The sequence below is a fragment of the Pseudomonas sp. NPDC077186 genome, assembly GCF_044543505.1.
GTDB lineage: Bacteria > Pseudomonadota > Gammaproteobacteria > Pseudomonadales > Pseudomonadaceae > Aquipseudomonas.
In genome coordinates this window covers 1,013,082-1,030,663 of the sequence record NZ_JBITWE010000001.1, presented here as the reverse complement: position 1 = coordinate 1,030,663, position 17,582 = coordinate 1,013,082, and the positions used below count along the sequence as shown (strand labels likewise).

Sequence of the window (17,582 nt, the reverse complement as noted above, 5' to 3'; positions counted from 1 at the left end):
CGTCTATTGGTCTAAGAACCTGCACAAAGCCTGCTGCGCGTCGGCTCTGCTGCGTTAAAAACAGGCTCAGAATGCTCATTTACCACGAGTAAACTGCGCTTCTTCGCCTGTTTTTGCCTTGCATAGCTCTAGCTCGCGAGGCTTTGAGCAGGTTCTAACAAAGGCCTACTCCGTTCTCATTTCAATTGAATGGTCATATTCGGCCCACTCACGGACGAATCGTCGAACCAGCGGCTGGTGACGGTCTTGGTCTCGCTGTAGAAGCGCACCGCCTGCTTGCCGTAGGCGTGCAGGTCGCCATAGAAGGAGCCCTTCCAGCCGGTGAAGGAGAAGAACGGCAGCGGCACCGGGATCGGCACGTTGATGCCCACCTGGCCGACTTGCACCGCATGCTGGTAGTGGCGCGCGGCGCCGCCGGAGCGGGTGAAGATGCTGGTGCCGTTGCCGTAGGGGCTGGCGTTGACCAGCTCGATGGCCTCTTCCAGGCTCGCGACCTCCAGGCACACCAGCACCGGGCCGAAGATTTCCTCGCGGTAGATGGACATTTTCGGCGTGACCTGGCGAAACAGCGTCGGCCCCAGCCAGTTGCCCTCGGGGTAGCCCTCGACCCTGCACTGTGAGCCGTCCAGCAGGCACTCGGCGCCCTCGGCCTTGCCCTCGGCGATCAGGCGCAGCACGCGCTGGCGTGCCTGCTGGCTGATCAGCGGGCCGAACGCGGCGCCGCTGTCGCGCCAGTGGCCGGGGCGCAGCTCGGCCATCTGCGCGGCCAGCTCGGGAATCCACTGTCGCGACTCGCCGACGAACACCGCCACGCTGATCGCCATGCAGCGCTGGCCGGCGGCGCCGCAACTGGCGCCGACCAGGTTGCTGATGACCTGATCCTTGGGCGCGTCGGGCATGATCACCATATGGTTCTTGGCCCCGGCGAAGGCCTGCACCCGCTTCAGGTGCTGGGTGCCGGTGCGGTAGATATGCTGGCCCACCGGCACCGAGCCGACGAAGGAAATCGCGCGCACGTCCGGGTGCACCAGCAGCGCGTCGACCTGCTCGCGCCCGCCGTGCAGCAGCTGCAGTACCCCGGGCGGCGCGCCGGCCTCGAGGAACAGCTCGGCCAGGCGGTTGGGGGTCATCGGGTCCTGCTCGGAGGGCTTGAGGATGAAGCTGTTGCCGCAGGCGATGGCCAGCGGGAACATCCACAGCGGGATCATCGCCGGGAAGTTGAACGGGGTGATGCCGACGCATACGCCCAGCGGCTGGATCCAGCTGGCGGTGTCGATCTCGCGGGCGACGTTCTCCACTGTCTCGCCCATCATCAGACTGGCCACGTTGGCGGCATGTTCGGCCACCTCGATGCCGCGCCAGACATCGCCCTTGGCATCGGCGAAGGTCTTGCCGGTCTCCTGCGCGAGAATCTCGGCCAGCTCGTCGTGGTGCTCCTTGAGCAGGTGCTGGTAGCGCAGCATCAGCCGCGCCCGCTCCGGCACCGGCACCTCGCGCCAGGTCTGGAAGGCGGCCTTGGCGCCGGCCACGGCAGCCTCGATCTCCTCGTGGGTGGCCTTGGGCGCCAGCGCCAGCACCTGCTGGGTGGCCGGGTCGGTGACTTCGATCAGTTCGCGGGCCTGGCTCGCGAGCCACTGACCGTCGATCAGCTGGGGCAGGGTGCGGGGCATGGTCGGGCCTCCTGTTGTTCTTCTGTGCTCTCTTTATAGTCAGTGTCCGGCCGCTTGTGGATTGACGATCTTGGTCTTTGGATGGACGATCTTGGCATTACCATCCCCCAGCGAGGCGGGCGCGCCGATGAGCGCACGAGTGGAAATATCCAGCTGGCCGCTGCCCGCCAACGGCCAGCGCTTCATCACCCCGCCGCGCCTGCGTCGCCTGCTGGCCCGTCAGCCGCTGAGCTGCGGCTGCTACCCGCTGGCGCTGGGGTTCTACCCGGAAGCGGCCGGGCACCTGATGCAGCGCAGTCAGCCGGAGGATCACCTGCTGATCTACTGCCGCGCCGGGCGCGGCTGGCTGGAGACGGCGGATGGACGATTCGAGGTCGGCGGCGGCGATCTGCTGCTGCTGCCCAAGGGCCTCGCCCACCGCTACGGCGCCGACGCCGCACGGCCCTGGACGCTGTACTGGGTGCATTTCGACGGCAGCCTGGCCGAGGATTTCCTGCGTCTGCTGGGGCCGCGGCGGGTGCGCCGCATCGGCGTGCAGCCGCGTCTGCTGGCGGATTTCGAGGCGTTGCTGGGCTTGCAGCGCCAGGGTCTCAACCCAGTGCCCTTCATCCACGCCGCCCATCAACTGCAGGCGCTGCTCAGCTCGCTGGCGGTGCTGCCGGCGCGGGCCAACCTCAAGTCCGGGCGGGTGCTGGACGTCGACGCGGTGCAGGCGGTGATGCGCAGCCACCTGCACGGCAGCCTCAACCTCGACGAGCTGGCGGCGCAGTTCAAGCTGTCGCGCTTCCACTTCGCCAAGACCTACCGCGCCCTGACCGGCCACGCGCCGATTCAGGACTTCATCCAGCTGAAGATGGCCCAGGCCTGCCGCCTGCTCGACCAGGGCGACGCCGAGGTGCGGCAGATCGCCGAGCAACTGGGCTACGACGATCCCTATTATTTCTCGCGACTGTTTCGCAAGGTGGTGGGCATGGCGCCCAGCCATTACCGGGCCTTGCACCAGGGCTAGGGCGGCACCCGCCGGTAAGTTGGTGCTGAGCGTAGCGAAGCCCAACGTCCGCGACCTGATCCGTTGGGCTTCGGCGCTGCGCACCTCAACCCAACCTACGGCCTGTTTCGCAAGGTGGTGGGCATGGCGCCCAGCCATTACCGGGCCTTGCACCAGGGATAGAGCGGCACCCGCCGGTAGGTTGGTGCCGAGCGTAGCGAAGCCCAACATCCGCGACCTGACCCGTTGGGCTTCGGCGCTGCGCACCTCAACCCGACCTACGGCCGTTTCGCAAGGTGGTGGGCATGGCGCCCAGCCATTACCGGGCCTTGCACCAGGGATAGAGCGGCACCCGCCGGTAGGTTGGTGCTGAGCGTAGCGAAGCCCAACATCCGCGACCTGATCCGTTGGGCTTCCGCGCTGCGCACCTCAACCCAACCTACGGCCTGTTTCGCAAGGTGGTGGGCATGGCGCCCAGCCATTACCGGGCTCTGCGCCAGGGATAGGGCGGCACCCGCCGGTAGCTTGGCGCCGAGCGCAGCGAAGCCCAACAGTCCTCGACCTGACCCGTTGGGCTTCGGCGCTGCGCACCTCAACCCAACCTACGGCCGTTTCGCAAGATCCGCCCGAGCCTCATCGCCTGTTCCAGGCGTTCGCGGCTGATAGCGGTCGCGGTGTTCATGCCGCGCTGCTCCTCGGGATAGGCCGCTTGAGTCTTGGCCGGGGAGGGCGGCGTGGCAACGCGCATCCAGCGGCGTGATGGGCAGGCAGCAGTCGGCGCCGCGTTATCCCGTGCGATGCCTTGACTTGCCCCCGTGCCTTGCCTAGCGTGCCGTTTTCGTTTTCAGCGCAGGAACACCCGGGATGACCGACGACCGCATCAAACTCGACGCCAGCTGGAAAGAGGCGCTGCGCGAGGAGTTCGACAAGCCCTATATGAGCGAGCTGGGCGAGTTCCTCCGAGCCGAGAAGGCGGCCGGCAAGGAGATCTACCCGCCGGGCCCGCTGATCTTCAATGCGCTCAACTCCACCCCGCTTGCGCAGGTCAAGGTGGTGATCATCGGTCAGGACCCCTACCACGGTCCCGGCCAGGCCCACGGCCTGTGCTTCTCGGTGCAGCCGGGGGTGCCGACGCCGCCGTCGCTGCTCAACATCTACAAGGAACTCAAGCGCGACCTGAACCTCGATATCCCCGCCCACGGCCATCTGCAGAGCTGGGCCGAGCAGGGCGTGCTGCTGCTCAACACCTCGCTGACCGTGGAGCGCGGCAACGCCGGCTCCCACGCGAACAAGGGCTGGCAGCTGTTCACCGACCGGGTGATCGAGGTGGTCAGCCAGCAGCGGCCCAAGCTGGTGTTCCTGCTCTGGGGCAGCCATGCGCAGAGCAAGCAGCGCCTGATCGACCCGACCAAGCACCTGGTGCTGCGCTCGCCGCACCCCTCGCCGCTGTCGGCGCACCGCGGCTTTATCGGCAATGGTCATTTCAGCCGCTGCAACCAGTTTCTCAGCCAGAACGGCATGACCCCCATCGACTGGCGCTTGCCGGCGCTCTAGCCGGGATCGCGTCGCCAGGTGGGGGCATGCGAATGACGCCGGCCTCGTTGGTCCGGCCCCGCTGCGGTTGGCGTGGGAGTAGGGTGCGCCGCGCGCACCGATTCCACATTTCTAGTGCGCGCGGTGCACCCTTCGGATTGCTGTAGGTTCAGCGAACGACCACGGACTCGCGGGCCTGGCACTGCTGCTTTGCCAGGTCGGCGTGCAGGCCGTTCAGGCGCTGCCGCAGGCGGCTGAGCTGGGGCTCGTCGGCCTGGGCGAGCAGGTCGCCGAACAGCTCGGCCAGCGCCCGGCGATTGGCCGCGTAGCTGGCCTGGTAGGCCTCAGTGTAATGGCGCTCGCGCTCCTGCAGCAGCGCGCGCATACGCGCCTCGAAGTCGTCGCCGCGGCGTACCTCGAGTGCTTCGCGCAGCGCCTGTTGCCAGGCCAGGCGGTTGTCCAGCCAGACCCGGTTCTGCGCCCCCAGGCTGGCGGCCCAGGCCTCGACGCGGGCGCTCTGCGTGGTGCTCAAGTTGCCGAACCAGGGCTGCAGGCGTTGGTTCATGCGCTCGGCGCGCTGGGCGATCTGCTGCGCCAGCGGCGGTTCGACAAACTCTTCGCGCAGCTTGGCGTTCTGCTCGTCCAGCGCCTCGAACAGTTGCTCGACCTGGCGCGGGCTGAGACCGCGCAGCAGCTGCACGCTGCTCGGGGTGATTGCCACGGCGATGCGCTGCAGGGCCTGGTCGAAGGCCTGCAGCTGCGCGGCCAGCGCCTCGCTGTCGGGGGCGTCCAGCAGCGCCTGGTTGGCCTCCAGCCAGTCGAGGTAGCGCGGCAGCTCGACGCGGCAATGCCAGGCCAGGTGCTGCTGCAGTTGCGGCTTGAGCCAGGCGCGCTGTCGCTCGTCGAGCGCCAGGTAGTCGTCCAGCTTCCACCGGATCAGCCAGTCCAGATTGCGGTAGGCCAGGTCGATCCGGCTGCAGGCGCCGAGCAGCAGGGCCAAGGCCAGCAGCAGAAGCAGGGGCTTGCGCAGCGACATGAGCGTGCTCTCTCGAGGGCGGAGATCTTGAGCCTACTGCCAGGCGGGCCGGGCGCAAGAGGGCGGAAATATCCGCTTAAGACTTAGGCGGGCGTGCGCCCGCGAGGGGCGCCGAATGGCTGGTGCGCACGGCGCACCCTACAGAATAAAAAACCGCCCCGAAGGGCGGTTCCGTTTGCAGCGGCCGGGCTTAGCCGCCGAGGTAGGCGTCGCGCACCTTGGGATCGCTGAGCAGGTCGCTGCCGCTGCCCTGCATGACGATATGGCCGTTCTCCAGCACATAGCCGCGGTCGGCCAGCTTCAGCGCCTGGTTGGCGTTCTGCTCGACCAGGAAGATGGTCACGCCGTCTTTGCGCAGCTGTTCGATGATGTCGAAGATCTGCTGGATGATGATCGGCGCCAGACCCAGCGACGGTTCGTCGAGCAGCAGCAGCTTGGGCTTGCTCATCAGCGCCCGGCCGATGGCGAGCATCTGCTGCTCGCCGCCGCTCATGGTGCCGGCGCGCTGGGCGAAGCGTTCCTGCAGGCGCGGGAACAGCTGCAGGACCTTGTCCAGTTGCTCCTGGTTGTCGCCCTTGCTGCCGAAGAAGCCGCCCATGGCCAGGTTTTCCTCGACGGTCAGGCGGGCGAACACGCGGCGGCCTTCCGGCACCACCGCGATGCTCTTGCGCATGATGTCCGGCGTGTCCATGCCGACCAGCTCCTCGCCCATGTAGCGGATGCTGCCGCTGGTGGCGCGCGGGCTGCCGCACAGGGTCATCAGCAGGGTCGACTTGCCGGCGCCGTTGGCGCCGATCAGGGTAACGATCTCGCCTTTCTGTACCTCGATGCTGACCTCGTGCAGGGCCTGGATCTTGCCGTAGAAGGTGGAGACCTTGTTGAAACTGAGCATGGTTAGGCTTCCCCCAGGTAGGCTTTGATCACGTCCGGATTGTTGCGGATCTGCTCCGGCGTACCGTCGGCCAGGGGGGTGCCCTGGTTGATCACGTAGATGTGGTCGGAAATGCTCATCACCAGCTTCATGTCGTGCTCGATCAGCAGCACGGTGACGCCATGCTCGTCGCGCAGCACGCCGATCAGCTGCTTGAGGTTCTCGGTTTCGCGCGGGTTGAGGCCGGCGGCCGGCTCGTCGAGCATCAGCAGGCGCGGGCGGGTCATCATGCAGCGGGCGATTTCCAGGCGGCGCTGCTGACCGTAGGCCAGGGTGCCGGCCGGGCGGTTGGCGAACTCGGTGAGGTTGACCCGCTCCAGCCAGTGCGCGGCGAAGTCCATCGCCTCGCGCTCGCTCTTGCGGAACGCCGGGGTCTTGAACAGGCCGGACAGGTAGTTGGTGTTGAGGTGGCGATGCTGGGCCACCAGCAGGTTCTCCACCGCGGTCATGTCCTTGAACAGACGCACGTTCTGGAAGGTGCGCACCACGCCCTTGCGCGCGATCTTGTGGCCCGGCAGGCCCTCGATCTGCTCGCCGTCGAGGCGGATGCTGCCGCCGGTGGGCTGGTAGAAACCGGTCAGGCAGTTGAATACCGTGGTCTTGCCGGCGCCGTTCGGGCCGATCATCGAGACCACCTGTTTTTCCTTGACGCTCAGGCCCACCTCGTTGACGGCCAGCAGGCCGCCGAAGCGCATGGTGAGGCCGCTTACTTCGAGAATCGCGCGGCTCATTGCTTCAACTCCAGGTGGGGACGCTGCATGGGCAACAGGCCCTGCGGACGCCAGATCATCATCAGCACCATCAGGGCGCCGAACATCAGCATGCGGTACTCGTTGAACTCCCGCGCCAGCTCCGGCAGCAGGATCATGACGATGGCCGCGAGGATGATCCCCAACTGCGAACCCATGCCGCCGAGCACCACGATGGCGAGGATGATCGCCGACTCGATGAAGGTGAACGACTCCGGCGACACCAGGCCCTGGCGCGCGGCGAAGAAGCTGCCGGCGAAACCGGCGAAGCTGGCGCCGATGGTGAAGGCCGAGAGCTTGATCACCGTGGGGTTCATGCCCAGCGCGCGGCAGGCGATCTCGTCCTCGCGCAGCGCTTCCCAGGCGCGGCCGATCGGCATGCGCAGCAGACGGTTGATCACGAACAGGGTCAGCAGCACCAGCAGCAGGGCGATCAGGTAGAGGAAGATCACCTTGTTCACCGAGTTGTAGGCCACGCCGAAGTACTCGTGGAAGGTCTGCATGCCCTCGGCGGCGCGGCGGTCGAAGGACAGGCCGAACAGGGTCGGCTTGTCGATGCCGCTGATGCCGTTGGGGCCGCCGGTGAGCTCGGTCATGTTGCGCAGCAGCAGACGGATGATCTCGCCGAAACCGAGGGTGACGATGGCCAGGTAGTCGCCGCGCAGGCGCAGCACCGGGAAGCCGAGGATGAAGCCGAAGAACGCCGCCATCAGGCCGGCGATCGGCAGGCACACCCAGAAGCCCAGGCCGTAGTAGTGCGACAGCAGCGCGTAGCTGTAGGCGCCGACGGCGTAGAAGCCGACGTAACCCAGGTCGAGCAGACCGGCCAGACCCACGACTATGTTCAGGCCGAGGCCGAGCATCACGTAGATGAGGATCAGCGTGGCGATGTCCACCGCGCCGCGCGAGCCGAAGAACGGCCAGGCCAGAGCGACCAGGATCAGCCCCATGATCGCCCAGCGCTGGGTCGAGGGCAGGGTGAGGAAGTTGCTCGCCTTGCTCGGCATGCTCGGCAGCTTGGGCGCGTGGGCCCAGGCGGCGCCGAGCTGGCTACGGAACAGCTGCCAGAAGAACATGGCGATGGCGCAACCGGCGATGGTCCACAGCACGGCCGGGCTGGCGCCGTGTACTTCCAGCTTGATGCCGACGGTGGTCAGTTTCAGGCCGAGCACCGGGTAGGCCACGGCCAGCACCAGCAGGGCGCTGAAGAAGGCGGTCTTGAGGCGATTGCTCATGGAGGGCGCACTCATACTTTTTCAACCTCCGGACGGCCGAGGATGCCGGTCGGGCGGAACAGCAGCACCAGCACCAGCAGGCTGAAGGCCACCACGTCCTTGTACTGGTCGCCGAAGATATCGGCGCCGAAGGCTTCGGCCACGCCCAGCACCAGGCCGCCGAGCACGGCGCCGGGGATGCTGCCGATGCCGCCGAGCACCGCGGCGGTGAACGCCTTGATCCCGGCGAGGAAGCCCAGGTGCGGGTTGATCACGCCGTATTGCATGCCCAGCAGCACCGCGGCCACGGCGGCCAGGGTGGCGCCGATGACGAAGGTCAGGGCGATGATGTTGTTGGTGTTGATGCCCAGCAGGTTGGCCATCTTCAGGTCTTCGGCGCAGGCGCGGCAGGCGCGGCCGAGGCGCGAGCGGGAGATGAACATGCTCAGGCCGACCATCACTACGAAGGTGACGACGAAGATCAGCACCTGCATGTAGGAGATGACCACGCCGTTCATGGCGCTTTCACCGAAGATGAAGTTGCCCGGCAGCAGGTTGGGAATGGCCTTGTCCTTGGAGTCCTGGGCCAGCAACACCTCGTTCTGCAGGAAGATCGACATGCCGATCGCGGAGATCAGCGGGATCAGGCGGTTGCCGCCGCGCAAGGGGCGGTAGGCCACCCGTTCGATGCTGTAGCCGTAGGCGCTGGCGACGATGATGCTGGCGGAGAACGCCGCGATCATCACGATGGGCAGGCTGTCGAGACCGAACATGGCGAGTCCGGCGATGACGATGAAGGCTACGTACGAGCCAATCATGTAAACCTCGCCATGGGCGAAGTTGATCATGCCGATGATGCCGTAGACCATGGTGTAGCCGATGGCGATCAGGGCATAGGTACTGCCAATGGTGAGTCCATTGATCAGCTGTTGAAGGTAGTGGTAAAGATCAGGCATTGCCTAACTCCTGGGCCCTGCGTAAAGCGGCGCTTGTGACGCAGCGCAAGACCGGAATTCTTCTAATAAACAAAGCCCACTGCGGCTGCAGTGGGCTTTGGGTTCAGGCGGGACTGTTACTTGGCTTCGGACTTGGTGCCGTCCTGGTGCCATTCGTAGACCACGAAGCTGAAGTCCTTGAGGTCGCCCTTCTCGTCGAAGGCCAGGCTACCGGTCGGGGTGTCGAAGCTGTTGGCGCGCAGGGCTGCGGCCACTTCGGCGGTGTCGGTGCTGCCGGCTTTCTCGATGCCTTCGGCAATCACCTGCACGGCGGCATAGGCCGGGAATACGAACGGGCCGCTCGGGTCTTCGTTCTTGGCCTTGAAGGCCTCGACCAGCGCCTGGTTCTTCGGATCCTGGTCGAAGGACTTCGGCAGGGTCACCAGCAGGCCTTCGGAGGCCGGGCCGGCGATGGCCGAGATTTCCTTGTTACCCACGCCTTCCGGGCCCATGAACTTGACGTCCAGACCCTTTTCCTTCGACTGGCGCAGCAGCAGGCCCAGTTCCGGGTGGTAGCCGCCGTAGTAGACGAAGTCGACGCCGGCTTGCTTGAGCTTGGCGATCATCGCGGAGAAGTCCTTGTCGCCGGCGTTGATGCCTTCGAACAGGCCGACCTTGATACCCTTGCCTTCCAGGGTCTGCTTGACCGCGGTGGCGATGCCTTCGCCGTACTGCTGCTTGTCGTGAATCACCGCGACGTTCTTCGGCTTGATGCTGTCGGCGATGAAGTTGCCGGCGGTCGGGCCCTGCAGGCTGTCCAGGCCGATGGTGCGGAACACCAGTTCGTAGCCGCGCGCGGTGATGTCCGGGCTGGTGGAGGCCGCGGTGATCATCAGGATGCCTTCGTCTTCGTAGATGTCGGAGGCCGGTTGAGTGGAGCTGGAGCAGAGGTGGCCGACCACGTAGGAGATGCCGTCGTTGACGATCTTGTTGGCCACGGCGACGGCCTGTTTCGGGTCGCAGGCATCGTCGTAGACCACGCCTTCGAGCTGCGCGCCGTTCACCCCGCCGGCCTTGTTGATCTGCTCGATGGCCATCTTGGCGCCGATGAATTGCATCTCGCCGTACTGCGCCACGGCACCGGTCACCGGACCGGCCAGGCCGATCTTGATGGTGTCCGCCGCCATCGAATAGCTGGCCGCCCCCGCCAGAGCCATTGCCGCAAACAGTTTGGAAATCTGCTTAGTAGCCTTGTTCATGAGTGCTCCACTCTTATGTTTTTCGTTGTTGTAGTTCTTGCGGCCGAAGCTGCAGAACCGGGTCCGTTACCCCGGTCATGCCCCCGGCAACTGTACCGGAACAGTGTAGAGCGCGGATTTGCGCCTTGAAAAGCCGGCAGCTGGAGGCGAATCGCGGGGGTGTCGCTAAATTGCAAGGTATGTACAGAAAAACGGCGTGCCCCCAGTCGCTCAGCGAGCGTCCCGCGGTTGCCTGAAGAGTTGCCGGCGCTATCATTGCGCGCCTGCACTCATCGCCATCGACACGGGGCACACCATGACGGATCAATCTAGCACCCTCTATGCCAAGCTGCTTGGCGAAACCGCGCCGATTCGCTGGCAGGAACTGCAACCCTTTTTCGCCCGTGGCGCACTGCTCTGGGTCGAGGGCGGCGAGGATCTGGTGGCGGTCGCCAAGGCGGTTGCCGGCAACGACCAGGCGCGGGTCGCCGAGTGGATGGCCCGGGGCCTGCTGGGCAAACTGGAGGATGCCCGCGCCGAGGATCTGCTGACGCGCGACCCGCAACTGTGGGCGGTGGTGGTGGCGCCCTGGGTGCTGGTGCAGGAGCGGGCGACGGCCGCCAGCGTGCACTGAAACGGCGCGCTGCAGCGGTGCGATAGCCGGTCTAGACTGTCTCGGCGTTCCCGCGCGGAACGCTCAGACCCGTTACTAAGGAGTGGTGCCATGTTCGAACCCGGTCACCTGCATCGCAGCAACCCGCCCGGTATGGTCGGGCAACCGAGCTATTCCATCGACTTCTATTACGAGGTGCGCCAGGACCCCAAGGAAGGCGCCATGCTGCACGGTCGCCTGGTCGGCGAGATCGACGGCAAGGCCTTCGAAGAAGTGTTCGAGATGCACCGCGACACCGCCTTCAACTTCGCCAGCGTGATCTCCCGACTGGCGGTCAAGCACGGCCTGCACGCCAACGCCAGCCCGATCATGCGCGCGCACAAGGAATACGACGCGATCTTCGAGGACATCCGCAGCAAGCTGCACGCCAAGCCGGGCGAGGCGGTGAACCTCGATCATCTGGAGCAGGACGGGCTCTGAGCCCGCACGAGATTGCCGCCCCGGCCACCGGGGCGCCCGCCAGCCAATACCCGCAGCCATAGCCCATGACCGAGAACCTGATCGCCTTCACCCTCGCCGCCACGCTGCTGACCCTGACGCCGGGCATCGACACCGCCCTGGTGCTGCGTACCGCCGCGGTCGAGGGGCGCCGGCAGGCGTTGCGCGCCGCCCTCGGTATCAACGCCGGCTGCCTGCTGTGGGGCGCGGCGGTGGCCTTCGGCCTGGGCGCGCTGCTGGCGGTGTCCGAGTTCGCCTACAACCTGCTCAAGTATTGCGGCGCGGCCTATCTGGCCTGGCTCGGGCTGAACCTGCTGCTGCGCCCGCGCCGCTCGCTGGCCCCCGCGCAGGCGAGCAGCCAGGCGGGCGCCAACTGGTTGCTGCGCGGCCTGCTGGGCAACCTGCTCAACCCCAAGGTGGGGATCTTCTATGTGTCCTTCCTGCCGCAGTTCATCCCGCCGGGCCAGCCCCCGGTCGCCTGGACCTTCGGCCTGGTCGGCATCCACCTGGCGCTCGGCCTGATCTGGGCGCTGGCGCTGATCGGTGCCACCCAGCCGCTGGCGCACTGGCTACGCCGCGCGGCGGTGATCAAGTGGCTGGATCGCAGCACCGGGCTGATCTTCGTGCTGTTCGCCGCGCGCCTGGCCTTGAGTCGACGCTGAAGCGCTATCCTGTGCCCTCGCGGCAAAGAACCAGGCGGTGACGATGGACCGGTTTCAGGAAATGCGCGTGCTGCTGGCGGTGACCGAGGCCGGAAGCTTCGCCGGCGGCGCCAAGCTGCTGGGCATCTCGCCACCCAGCGTGACCCGCGCGGTCGCCGCGCTGGAGGCGCGTCTCGGCACCCTGCTGCTGGCGCGCACCACGCGCAGCCTGCGCCTGACCGAAGCCGGCCAGCGCTATGTCGAGGACTGCCGGCGCATCCTGCTGGAGCTGGAAGAGGCCGAGGAGCTGGCCGCCGGTGGCAGCGTGCGCCCGCGTGGGCGGTTGACCGTGACCGCGCCGGTGATGTTCGGTGAGCTGTTCCTGATTCCACGCATCGCCCAGTACCTCGACAGCTACCCGGACGTGGAGGTCAATGCGCTGCTGATCGACCGCGTGGTGAACATGCTGGAGGAGGGCATCGACGTCGCCGTGCGCATCGGCTCGCTGCCCGAGGGCGATCATCCGGCGCTGCAGGTCGGGCAGATCCGCCCGGTGGTCTGCGCCGCGCCGGCCTTTCTCGAGCGCGTCGGCCGCCCGCGCCACCCGGATGAGTTGCGCGACGCCCCTATCGTCATGTCCAGCGCCAGCAACCTGCTGTCGCACTGGCAGTTCATCGGCGCCGACGGGCCTTTCGGTTTCATGCCGCGTCCACGCTTTACCGTCAGCTCCAACCAGGCGGCTATCGGCGCCGCGCGCCTGGGCTGGGGCTACACCCGCGTGCTGTCCTACCAGGTGGCCGAGGCAGTGGCGCGCGGCGAGATCGAACTGGTGCTCGAAGCCTTCGAACCGCCGGCTTTGCCGGTGCATGTCATTCACCAGGGCGGGCGCCAGGTCTCGGCCAAGGTGCGCACCTTCGTCGACCACTGCGCCGCCAGCTTTCGCGCCGACCCGGCCCTGCGCGCGGCCGGCGCACCCTCCGCAGCATGAGCCAGCACCGCGCAATGCAGGTGTTCCTCGCCGTGGCGCAGGCCGGCAGCCTGGCGGCGGCCGCCAGGGCGCTGCAGCTGTCGCAGGCCACGGTGATGCGCATTGTCGCCGCCCTGGAGTACCGGTTGGACAGCACCCTGCTGGTGCGCGGTCCGCGCGGCGTCAGCCTGAGCCCGGTGGGTGCGGCTTTCGCCGACAGCTGCCAGCGCATCCTGCAGCGGCTGGAGGAGGCCGAGCGCTCCGTGACGGGGCTGCACGCCAGCCCCGCCGGGCAACTGACCCTGGCCCTGCCGCTGTTGATGACGCACCAGGTGCTGACGCCGATTGCCGTGGACTACCTGGCGGCCTTTGCCGAGATGAGCCTGGCCACCCTGGCGCGCGAGGAGTTGCCCCGGCTGCTGGAGGAGGGCATCGACCTGGCCGTGGCGGTCGGTCATCTGCCCAGTTCGTCCGGCTTCGCCGTGCCGTTGGGGTGGGCGCGCCCGCTGGTCTGTGCCTCTCCGGCCTACCTGGCGCGCTGGGGGCGGCCGGTCAGCCCACACGACCTGCCGGCGCAGCGCACCATCGCCACCTCCTCGACCGGCCACGCCGGCGAATGGCGCTTCGCCGACGGCCCGATCAAGCTCGCCCCGCGGCTGATCTGCAGCACGCCGCAGGCGGCCATCCGCGCCGCACTCGCCGGCTTCGGGCTGACCCGCTGCCTGAGCTACGAGGCCCACCAGGAACTGCGCAGCGGTCAACTGGTGGCGGTGCTGGAGGACTTCGCCGCCGCACCGGTGCCGGTGCAGCTGTATTACCGCGAAGGGCGTCGGGCGGCCGCGCGGGTGCGCAGCTTTCTCGATTTCGCCGTGCCGCGTCTGCGCGCCCATCCGGCCTTTCAGCTCTGAGTTGATTGCAAAAAGTGAAATAGTGGATTGTTCTATGCGGTGATTCTTCTATTGGTTGGATGGGGCGAATATGGCCCCCATCGTCGCGCAGGCCAGTCGTCTCGCGCGGAACCACGCCAACCTCGAAGGAGTCGTCGCATGTCCCGTCCCGCCATCAAACTGTACAACTTTCCCCGTTCCGGCCATGCCCACCGCGCCGAGCTGATGCTGTCGCTGCTGCAGTTGCCCACCGAGCTGATCTTCGTCGACCTGGCCAAGGGCGCGCACAAGACCCCCGAGTTCCTCGCCCTCAACCCCTTCGGCCAGGTGCCGGTGATCGATGACGGCGGCACCGTCGTCGCCGACTCCAACGCCATCCTGGTCTACCTGGCCAAGCGCTACGGCAACGACGACTGGCTGCCGCAGGAGCCGGCCGCCGCCGCACGGGTGCAGCGCTGGCTGTCGGTAGCCGCCGGGCAGGTGGCCTTCGGCCCCGCCGCCGCGCGCCTGGTCACGGTGTTCGGCTACTCGTTCAACAGCGAGGAAGTGATCAACCGCGCCCACGCGCTGTTCACCCTGATGGAAGGCGAGTTGGGCGAAACCCCCTTCCTCACCGGCGACAAGCCGAGCATCGCCGACGTGGCCAACTACTCCTATATCGCCCATGCGCCGGAGGGCAACGTTTCGCTGCAGCCCTATCCGAACATCCGCGCCTGGCTGGCGCGCATCGAGGCGCTGCCGGGCTTCGTGCCGATGCCGCGTACCGCCGCCGGCCTGCAAGCCTGAGTCACCGCCAGCTGCCGGGTTTACCCGGCGGCTCCTCTCGTGGAGGGCAGAACATGCAACAGCTTCCCAGCCATCGGCACTCGCCCTGGCACGCCGGTGAAAAGCGACTGCAGGAAAAGGTCGGCGTCGCCGAGCGCATGGAAGTGCTCGGGCAGAAGGTGATCCGCGACCATATGCCGGACCAGCATCGCGACTTCTACCGGCAACTGCCCTTTATGATCGCCGGCGCCGTGGATGCTGCCGGCCAGCCCTGGGCCACCCTGATCGAGGGCGAGGAGGGCTTCGTCACCTCGCCCGATCCGCGCCGCCTGGCGTTCGATCTCGCCGCCATGCCGCTCGATCCGCTCGACCCGGCCACGTCCGGTCTGGGCGTCGGCGAGGCCATCGGCCTGCTCGGTATCGAGCTGCATACGCGGCGGCGCAATCGCATCAACGGCCATATCCGCCAGGCCTCGGCGCAGCGCCTGGAGATCGATGTGGAGCATTCCTTTGGCAACTGCCCGCAATATATCCAGCAGCGCCAGTACAGCCGCTCGCCGCAGGGGCGCGGCAGCGCGCGTCAGGACGCCAGCGAGCTGGATTCGCGCAGCGCGGCGATGATCGGCGGCGCCGATACCTTCTTCGTCGCCAGCTACGTCGAGCACGACGATGGCCGTCGTTCGGTGGACGTTTCCCACCGTGGCGGGCGCGCCGGATTCGTGCGGGTGGAGGGCAAGCGCCTGACCATCCCCGACTACGCCGGCAACCTGCACTTCAACACCCTGGGCAACCTCAGCGTCAATCCGCGCGCCGGGCTGCTGTTCGTCGACTTCGCCACGGGCGACGTGCTGCAACTGGCCGGCCGCGCCGAGATCGTCCTCGACAGCCCGCTGATCCAGGCCTTCGAGGGCGCCGAGCGGCTGTGGACCTTCGACGTCGAGCGGGTGGTGCTGCGCCCGGCGGCGGCTTCGCTGCGCTGGGCCTTCGAAGAATATGCACCGACCAGCCTGATGACCGGTACCTGGGCGCAAGCCGACGCGCGCCTGCGCGAGCGTGAGCAGCGCAATCAGTGGCAGCGCTGGCGGGTGCTGAATCTGCAGCAGGAGAGCCGCGATATCCGCTCGTTCGTGCTGGCGCCGGAGCAGGGCGCCGCACCGGGTTTCGCCGCCGGCCAGCACCTGCCCGTGCGCATCAGCAGCGCCGCGGGCGACACCCTGCTGCGCACCTACAGCCTGTCCAGCGCGCCGTCGGATGGTTTCCTGCGCATCAGCGTCAAGGCGCAGGGCCGGGTGTCGCGGCATCTGCACGAGCAGGTTCGGGTCGGCGATGTGCTGGAGGTGCGTGCGCCGCTGGGCAGCTTCACCCTCAACAGCGACACCCATCGGCCGCTGGTGCTGATCGGCGCCGGCGTCGGCATCACGCCGCTGCTGTCGATGCTGCGCGAACAGGTGGCGCTGGGGCAGGGCAGGCGCATCCATTTCTTCCAGGGCGCACGCACGCTGGCCGACCTGCCGTTCCAGGCCGAGTTGCGCGAGCTGGTGCAACGTGCCGATGGCCTGCTCCACATCCACCGCGCCCTCAGTGCACCGGGCAGCGATGCCGTGCTCGGGCGCGACTACGAGCAGCAAGGGCGCCTCGACCTGGCGCAGATCAAGGCGGCCCTGGCGTTCGACGACCATGACTTCTACCTGTGCGGCCCGGCCGCCTTCACCCAGGCGATCTACGATGGCCTGCGCGAGCTGAGCGTCGCCGACGCGCGCATCCACGCCGAGGCCTTCGGTCCCTCGACGCTCGCGCGCCGCACCGACGGCCAGGTAGCGACCTTGGTGCAGCCGCCAGCGGCGAGCGAGCCGGTGCCGGTGTACTTCAGCGCCTCGGCCAAGGAGGCGCGCTGGACGCCAGGCAGCGGCAGCCTGCTGGAGCTGGCGGAAAGCCGCGGTCTGGCGCCCGAGTTCAGCTGCCGCGGCGGTTCCTGCGGCACCTGCAGGACGCGCCTGCTCAGCGGCCAGGTGCACTACCCGAATCCGCCCGCCGAACTGCCGCAGGATGGCGGCGTGCTGATCTGCTGCGCCGTGCCGGCGCAGGGCGAGGAGGGCGTGCAGCCGCTGCTGCTCGACCTCTGACCAAGGTGCACGGGCCGTTGAGTTTTTCTTGAAGGCGCTCAAGTAAAGGTCAATGGCCTGCTCGCATGCCGCCGTGGCCCAATCGCTCGCGTTACCCGGTCGCAGTGACCGGGGTTTGATTGGAGAAACCACATGACCACTCTTCTGCACCTCGATGCCAGCGTTCGTGGTGAGCGTTCATTGAGCCGCAAGCTATCCAGGGCCTTCGTCCAGGCCTGGCGGCAGGGCGATGCGCAAACGCAGGTGATCGAGCGGGACGTCGGGCGCAACCCGCCGCCCTTTATCGACGAGGCCTGGATCGCCGCCGCCTTCACCCGGCCCGAGCAGCGCTCGGCTGAGCAGCACGAAGTCCTGCGCATCTCGGACGAGCTGATCGGCGAGATCGCACGGGCCGAGGTGATAGTGCTGGGCACGCCCATGTACAACTACGGCATGCCGGCCGCGCTCAAGGCCTGGTTCGACCAGGTGATTCGCGTCAACCAGACCTTCAGCTTCGACCTGGCCCGCGGCGACTACCCGCTGGCGCCGATCATGGCCGGCAAGACGCTGGTGATCCTGGCGTCGCGCGGCGAATTCGGTTTCGGCCCCGGCGGCGTGCGCGAGCATATGAACCACCTGGAGACGCATATCCAGACCTGCGCGCACTACCTCGGGGTAAACGACAGCCACGTCATCGCCATCGACTACCAGGAATTCGGCGATGCGCGCCATCAGGCCTCGCTCGCCGAGGCGTTCGAGGCCGCCGCCAGCCTGGCCGGGCAGTTGCTCGGGCAACGCCTGGCCGCCTGAACCCC

At 67.2% G+C, this 17,582-nt stretch carries 17 protein-coding genes; 10 read left to right on the top strand and 7 right to left on the bottom strand.

The genetic code is table 11. The features are described from left to right. Window positions 1-176: 176 nt before the first annotated feature. Window positions 177-1,670: a CoA-acylating methylmalonate-semialdehyde dehydrogenase gene (locus ACIGKL_RS04730; RefSeq protein WP_397485549.1), complete on the bottom strand. Its 1,494-nt coding sequence runs from the start codon at window positions 1,668-1,670 to the stop codon at window positions 177-179. A gap of 127 nt (window positions 1,671-1,797) precedes the next feature. On the opposite strand from ACIGKL_RS04730, the gene ACIGKL_RS04725 reads away from it, so the two are divergent. Beyond that, the gene (locus ACIGKL_RS04725; RefSeq protein ID WP_397485548.1) at window positions 1,798-2,679 is read left to right on the top strand and encodes an AraC family transcriptional regulator; all 882 of its coding nucleotides are present in this window, start codon (window positions 1,798-1,800) and stop codon (window positions 2,677-2,679) included. 843 nt (window positions 2,680-3,522) lie between these two features. After that, window positions 3,523-4,212 (top strand): uracil-DNA glycosylase, encoded by a 690-nt coding sequence (ung, locus tag ACIGKL_RS04720; RefSeq protein WP_397485547.1) that lies wholly within the window; start codon window positions 3,523-3,525, stop codon window positions 4,210-4,212. A 148-nt stretch (window positions 4,213-4,360) separates the two neighbouring features. On the opposite strand, the gene ACIGKL_RS04715 is transcribed toward ung, so the two are convergent. The 6 genes from ACIGKL_RS04715 to ACIGKL_RS04690 form a co-directional block, all read right to left on the bottom strand. Then, window positions 4,361-5,227 (bottom strand): DUF6279 family lipoprotein, encoded by an 867-nt coding sequence (locus ACIGKL_RS04715; protein WP_397485546.1) that lies wholly within the window; start codon window positions 5,225-5,227, stop codon window positions 4,361-4,363. A 190-nt stretch (window positions 5,228-5,417) separates the two neighbouring features. Further along, window positions 5,418-6,119: an ABC transporter ATP-binding protein gene (locus ACIGKL_RS04710; RefSeq protein WP_021442915.1), complete on the bottom strand. Its 702-nt coding sequence runs from the start codon at window positions 6,117-6,119 to the stop codon at window positions 5,418-5,420. Between the two features lie 2 nt (window positions 6,120-6,121). Continuing rightward, the gene (gene livG, locus ACIGKL_RS04705) at window positions 6,122-6,889 is read right to left on the bottom strand and encodes a high-affinity branched-chain amino acid ABC transporter ATP-binding protein LivG (protein WP_397485545.1); all 768 of its coding nucleotides are present in this window, start codon (window positions 6,887-6,889) and stop codon (window positions 6,122-6,124) included. Then, on the bottom strand, window positions 6,886-8,142 hold the full coding sequence (locus ACIGKL_RS04700) for a high-affinity branched-chain amino acid ABC transporter permease LivM (protein ID WP_397486248.1): 1,257 nt from the start codon (window positions 8,140-8,142) through the stop codon (window positions 6,886-6,888). The genes livG and ACIGKL_RS04700 overlap by 4 nt, the downstream gene beginning before the upstream one ends. Window positions 8,143-8,153: 11 nt before the next feature. Continuing rightward, the gene (gene livH, locus ACIGKL_RS04695; RefSeq protein ID WP_021442918.1) at window positions 8,154-9,077 is read right to left on the bottom strand and encodes a high-affinity branched-chain amino acid ABC transporter permease LivH; all 924 of its coding nucleotides are present in this window, start codon (window positions 9,075-9,077) and stop codon (window positions 8,154-8,156) included. Between the two features lie 116 nt (window positions 9,078-9,193). Further along, complete coding sequence (locus tag ACIGKL_RS04690) at window positions 9,194-10,315, bottom strand: branched-chain amino acid ABC transporter substrate-binding protein (RefSeq protein WP_397485544.1); 1,122 nt, start codon at window positions 10,313-10,315, stop codon at window positions 9,194-9,196. A 295-nt stretch (window positions 10,316-10,610) separates the two neighbouring features. Here ACIGKL_RS04690 and ACIGKL_RS04685 point away from each other — a divergent pair, with 295 nt between their 5' ends. The 8 genes from ACIGKL_RS04685 (at window position 10,611) to ACIGKL_RS04650 (ending at window position 17,577) form a co-directional block, all read left to right on the top strand. Continuing rightward, on the top strand, window positions 10,611-10,928 hold the full coding sequence (locus ACIGKL_RS04685; protein ID WP_397485543.1) for a DUF2288 domain-containing protein: 318 nt from the start codon (window positions 10,611-10,613) through the stop codon (window positions 10,926-10,928). A gap of 90 nt (window positions 10,929-11,018) precedes the next feature. Next, a complete protein-coding gene (locus ACIGKL_RS04680; RefSeq protein WP_397485542.1) occupies window positions 11,019-11,387 on the top strand; it encodes a DUF5064 family protein in 369 nt (122 codons plus the stop codon). A 65-nt stretch (window positions 11,388-11,452) separates the two neighbouring features. Further along, window positions 11,453-12,067 carry a LysE family translocator gene (locus ACIGKL_RS04675; protein ID WP_397485541.1) on the top strand — a complete coding sequence of 205 codons (615 nt, stop codon included), beginning with the start codon at window positions 11,453-11,455 and terminating at the stop codon, window positions 12,065-12,067. A 43-nt stretch (window positions 12,068-12,110) separates the two neighbouring features. Then, a complete protein-coding gene (locus ACIGKL_RS04670; protein ID WP_397485540.1) occupies window positions 12,111-13,034 on the top strand; it encodes a LysR family transcriptional regulator in 924 nt (307 codons plus the stop codon). Then, window positions 13,031-13,921 carry a LysR substrate-binding domain-containing protein gene (locus ACIGKL_RS04665; protein WP_397485539.1) on the top strand — a complete coding sequence of 297 codons (891 nt, stop codon included), beginning with the start codon at window positions 13,031-13,033 and terminating at the stop codon, window positions 13,919-13,921. The genes ACIGKL_RS04670 and ACIGKL_RS04665 overlap by 4 nt, the downstream gene beginning before the upstream one ends. 138 nt (window positions 13,922-14,059) lie before the next feature. Next, complete coding sequence (locus ACIGKL_RS04660; RefSeq protein WP_397485538.1) at window positions 14,060-14,686, top strand: glutathione S-transferase family protein; 627 nt, start codon at window positions 14,060-14,062, stop codon at window positions 14,684-14,686. A 53-nt stretch (window positions 14,687-14,739) separates the two neighbouring features. Then, window positions 14,740-16,788, top strand: coding sequence for a pyridoxamine 5'-phosphate oxidase family protein (locus ACIGKL_RS04655; protein WP_397485537.1), 2,049 nt, complete (start codon window positions 14,740-14,742; stop codon window positions 16,786-16,788). Between the two features lie 132 nt (window positions 16,789-16,920). Next, window positions 16,921-17,577: an FMN-dependent NADH-azoreductase gene (locus tag ACIGKL_RS04650; protein WP_397485536.1), complete on the top strand. Its 657-nt coding sequence runs from the start codon at window positions 16,921-16,923 to the stop codon at window positions 17,575-17,577. Window positions 17,578-17,582 lie beyond the last annotated feature (5 nt).

Coding starts and splice junctions, on each gene's coding strand:
- ACIGKL_RS04730 (WP_397485549.1), bottom strand. CDS start 1,670: ATGCCCCGCACCCTGCCCCAGCTGATCGACGGTCAGTGGCTCGCGAGC.
- ACIGKL_RS04725 (WP_397485548.1), top strand. CDS start 1,798: ATGAGCGCACGAGTGGAAATATCCAGCTGGCCGCTGCCCGCCAACGGC.
- ung (WP_397485547.1), top strand. CDS start 3,523: ATGACCGACGACCGCATCAAACTCGACGCCAGCTGGAAAGAGGCGCTG.
- ACIGKL_RS04715 (WP_397485546.1), bottom strand. CDS start 5,227: ATGTCGCTGCGCAAGCCCCTGCTTCTGCTGCTGGCCTTGGCCCTGCTG.
- ACIGKL_RS04710 (WP_021442915.1), bottom strand. CDS start 6,119: ATGCTCAGTTTCAACAAGGTCTCCACCTTCTACGGCAAGATCCAGGCC.
- livG (WP_397485545.1), bottom strand. CDS start 6,889: ATGAGCCGCGCGATTCTCGAAGTAAGCGGCCTCACCATGCGCTTCGGC.
- ACIGKL_RS04700 (WP_397486248.1), bottom strand. CDS start 8,142: ATGAGCAATCGCCTCAAGACCGCCTTCTTCAGCGCCCTGCTGGTGCTG.
- livH (WP_021442918.1), bottom strand. CDS start 9,077: ATGCCTGATCTTTACCACTACCTTCAACAGCTGATCAATGGACTCACC.
- ACIGKL_RS04690 (WP_397485544.1), bottom strand. CDS start 10,315: ATGAACAAGGCTACTAAGCAGATTTCCAAACTGTTTGCGGCAATGGCT.
- ACIGKL_RS04685 (WP_397485543.1), top strand. CDS start 10,611: ATGACGGATCAATCTAGCACCCTCTATGCCAAGCTGCTTGGCGAAACC.
- ACIGKL_RS04680 (WP_397485542.1), top strand. CDS start 11,019: ATGTTCGAACCCGGTCACCTGCATCGCAGCAACCCGCCCGGTATGGTC.
- ACIGKL_RS04675 (WP_397485541.1), top strand. CDS start 11,453: ATGACCGAGAACCTGATCGCCTTCACCCTCGCCGCCACGCTGCTGACC.
- ACIGKL_RS04670 (WP_397485540.1), top strand. CDS start 12,111: ATGGACCGGTTTCAGGAAATGCGCGTGCTGCTGGCGGTGACCGAGGCC.
- ACIGKL_RS04665 (WP_397485539.1), top strand. CDS start 13,031: ATGAGCCAGCACCGCGCAATGCAGGTGTTCCTCGCCGTGGCGCAGGCC.
- ACIGKL_RS04660 (WP_397485538.1), top strand. CDS start 14,060: ATGTCCCGTCCCGCCATCAAACTGTACAACTTTCCCCGTTCCGGCCAT.
- ACIGKL_RS04655 (WP_397485537.1), top strand. CDS start 14,740: ATGCAACAGCTTCCCAGCCATCGGCACTCGCCCTGGCACGCCGGTGAA.
- ACIGKL_RS04650 (WP_397485536.1), top strand. CDS start 16,921: ATGACCACTCTTCTGCACCTCGATGCCAGCGTTCGTGGTGAGCGTTCA.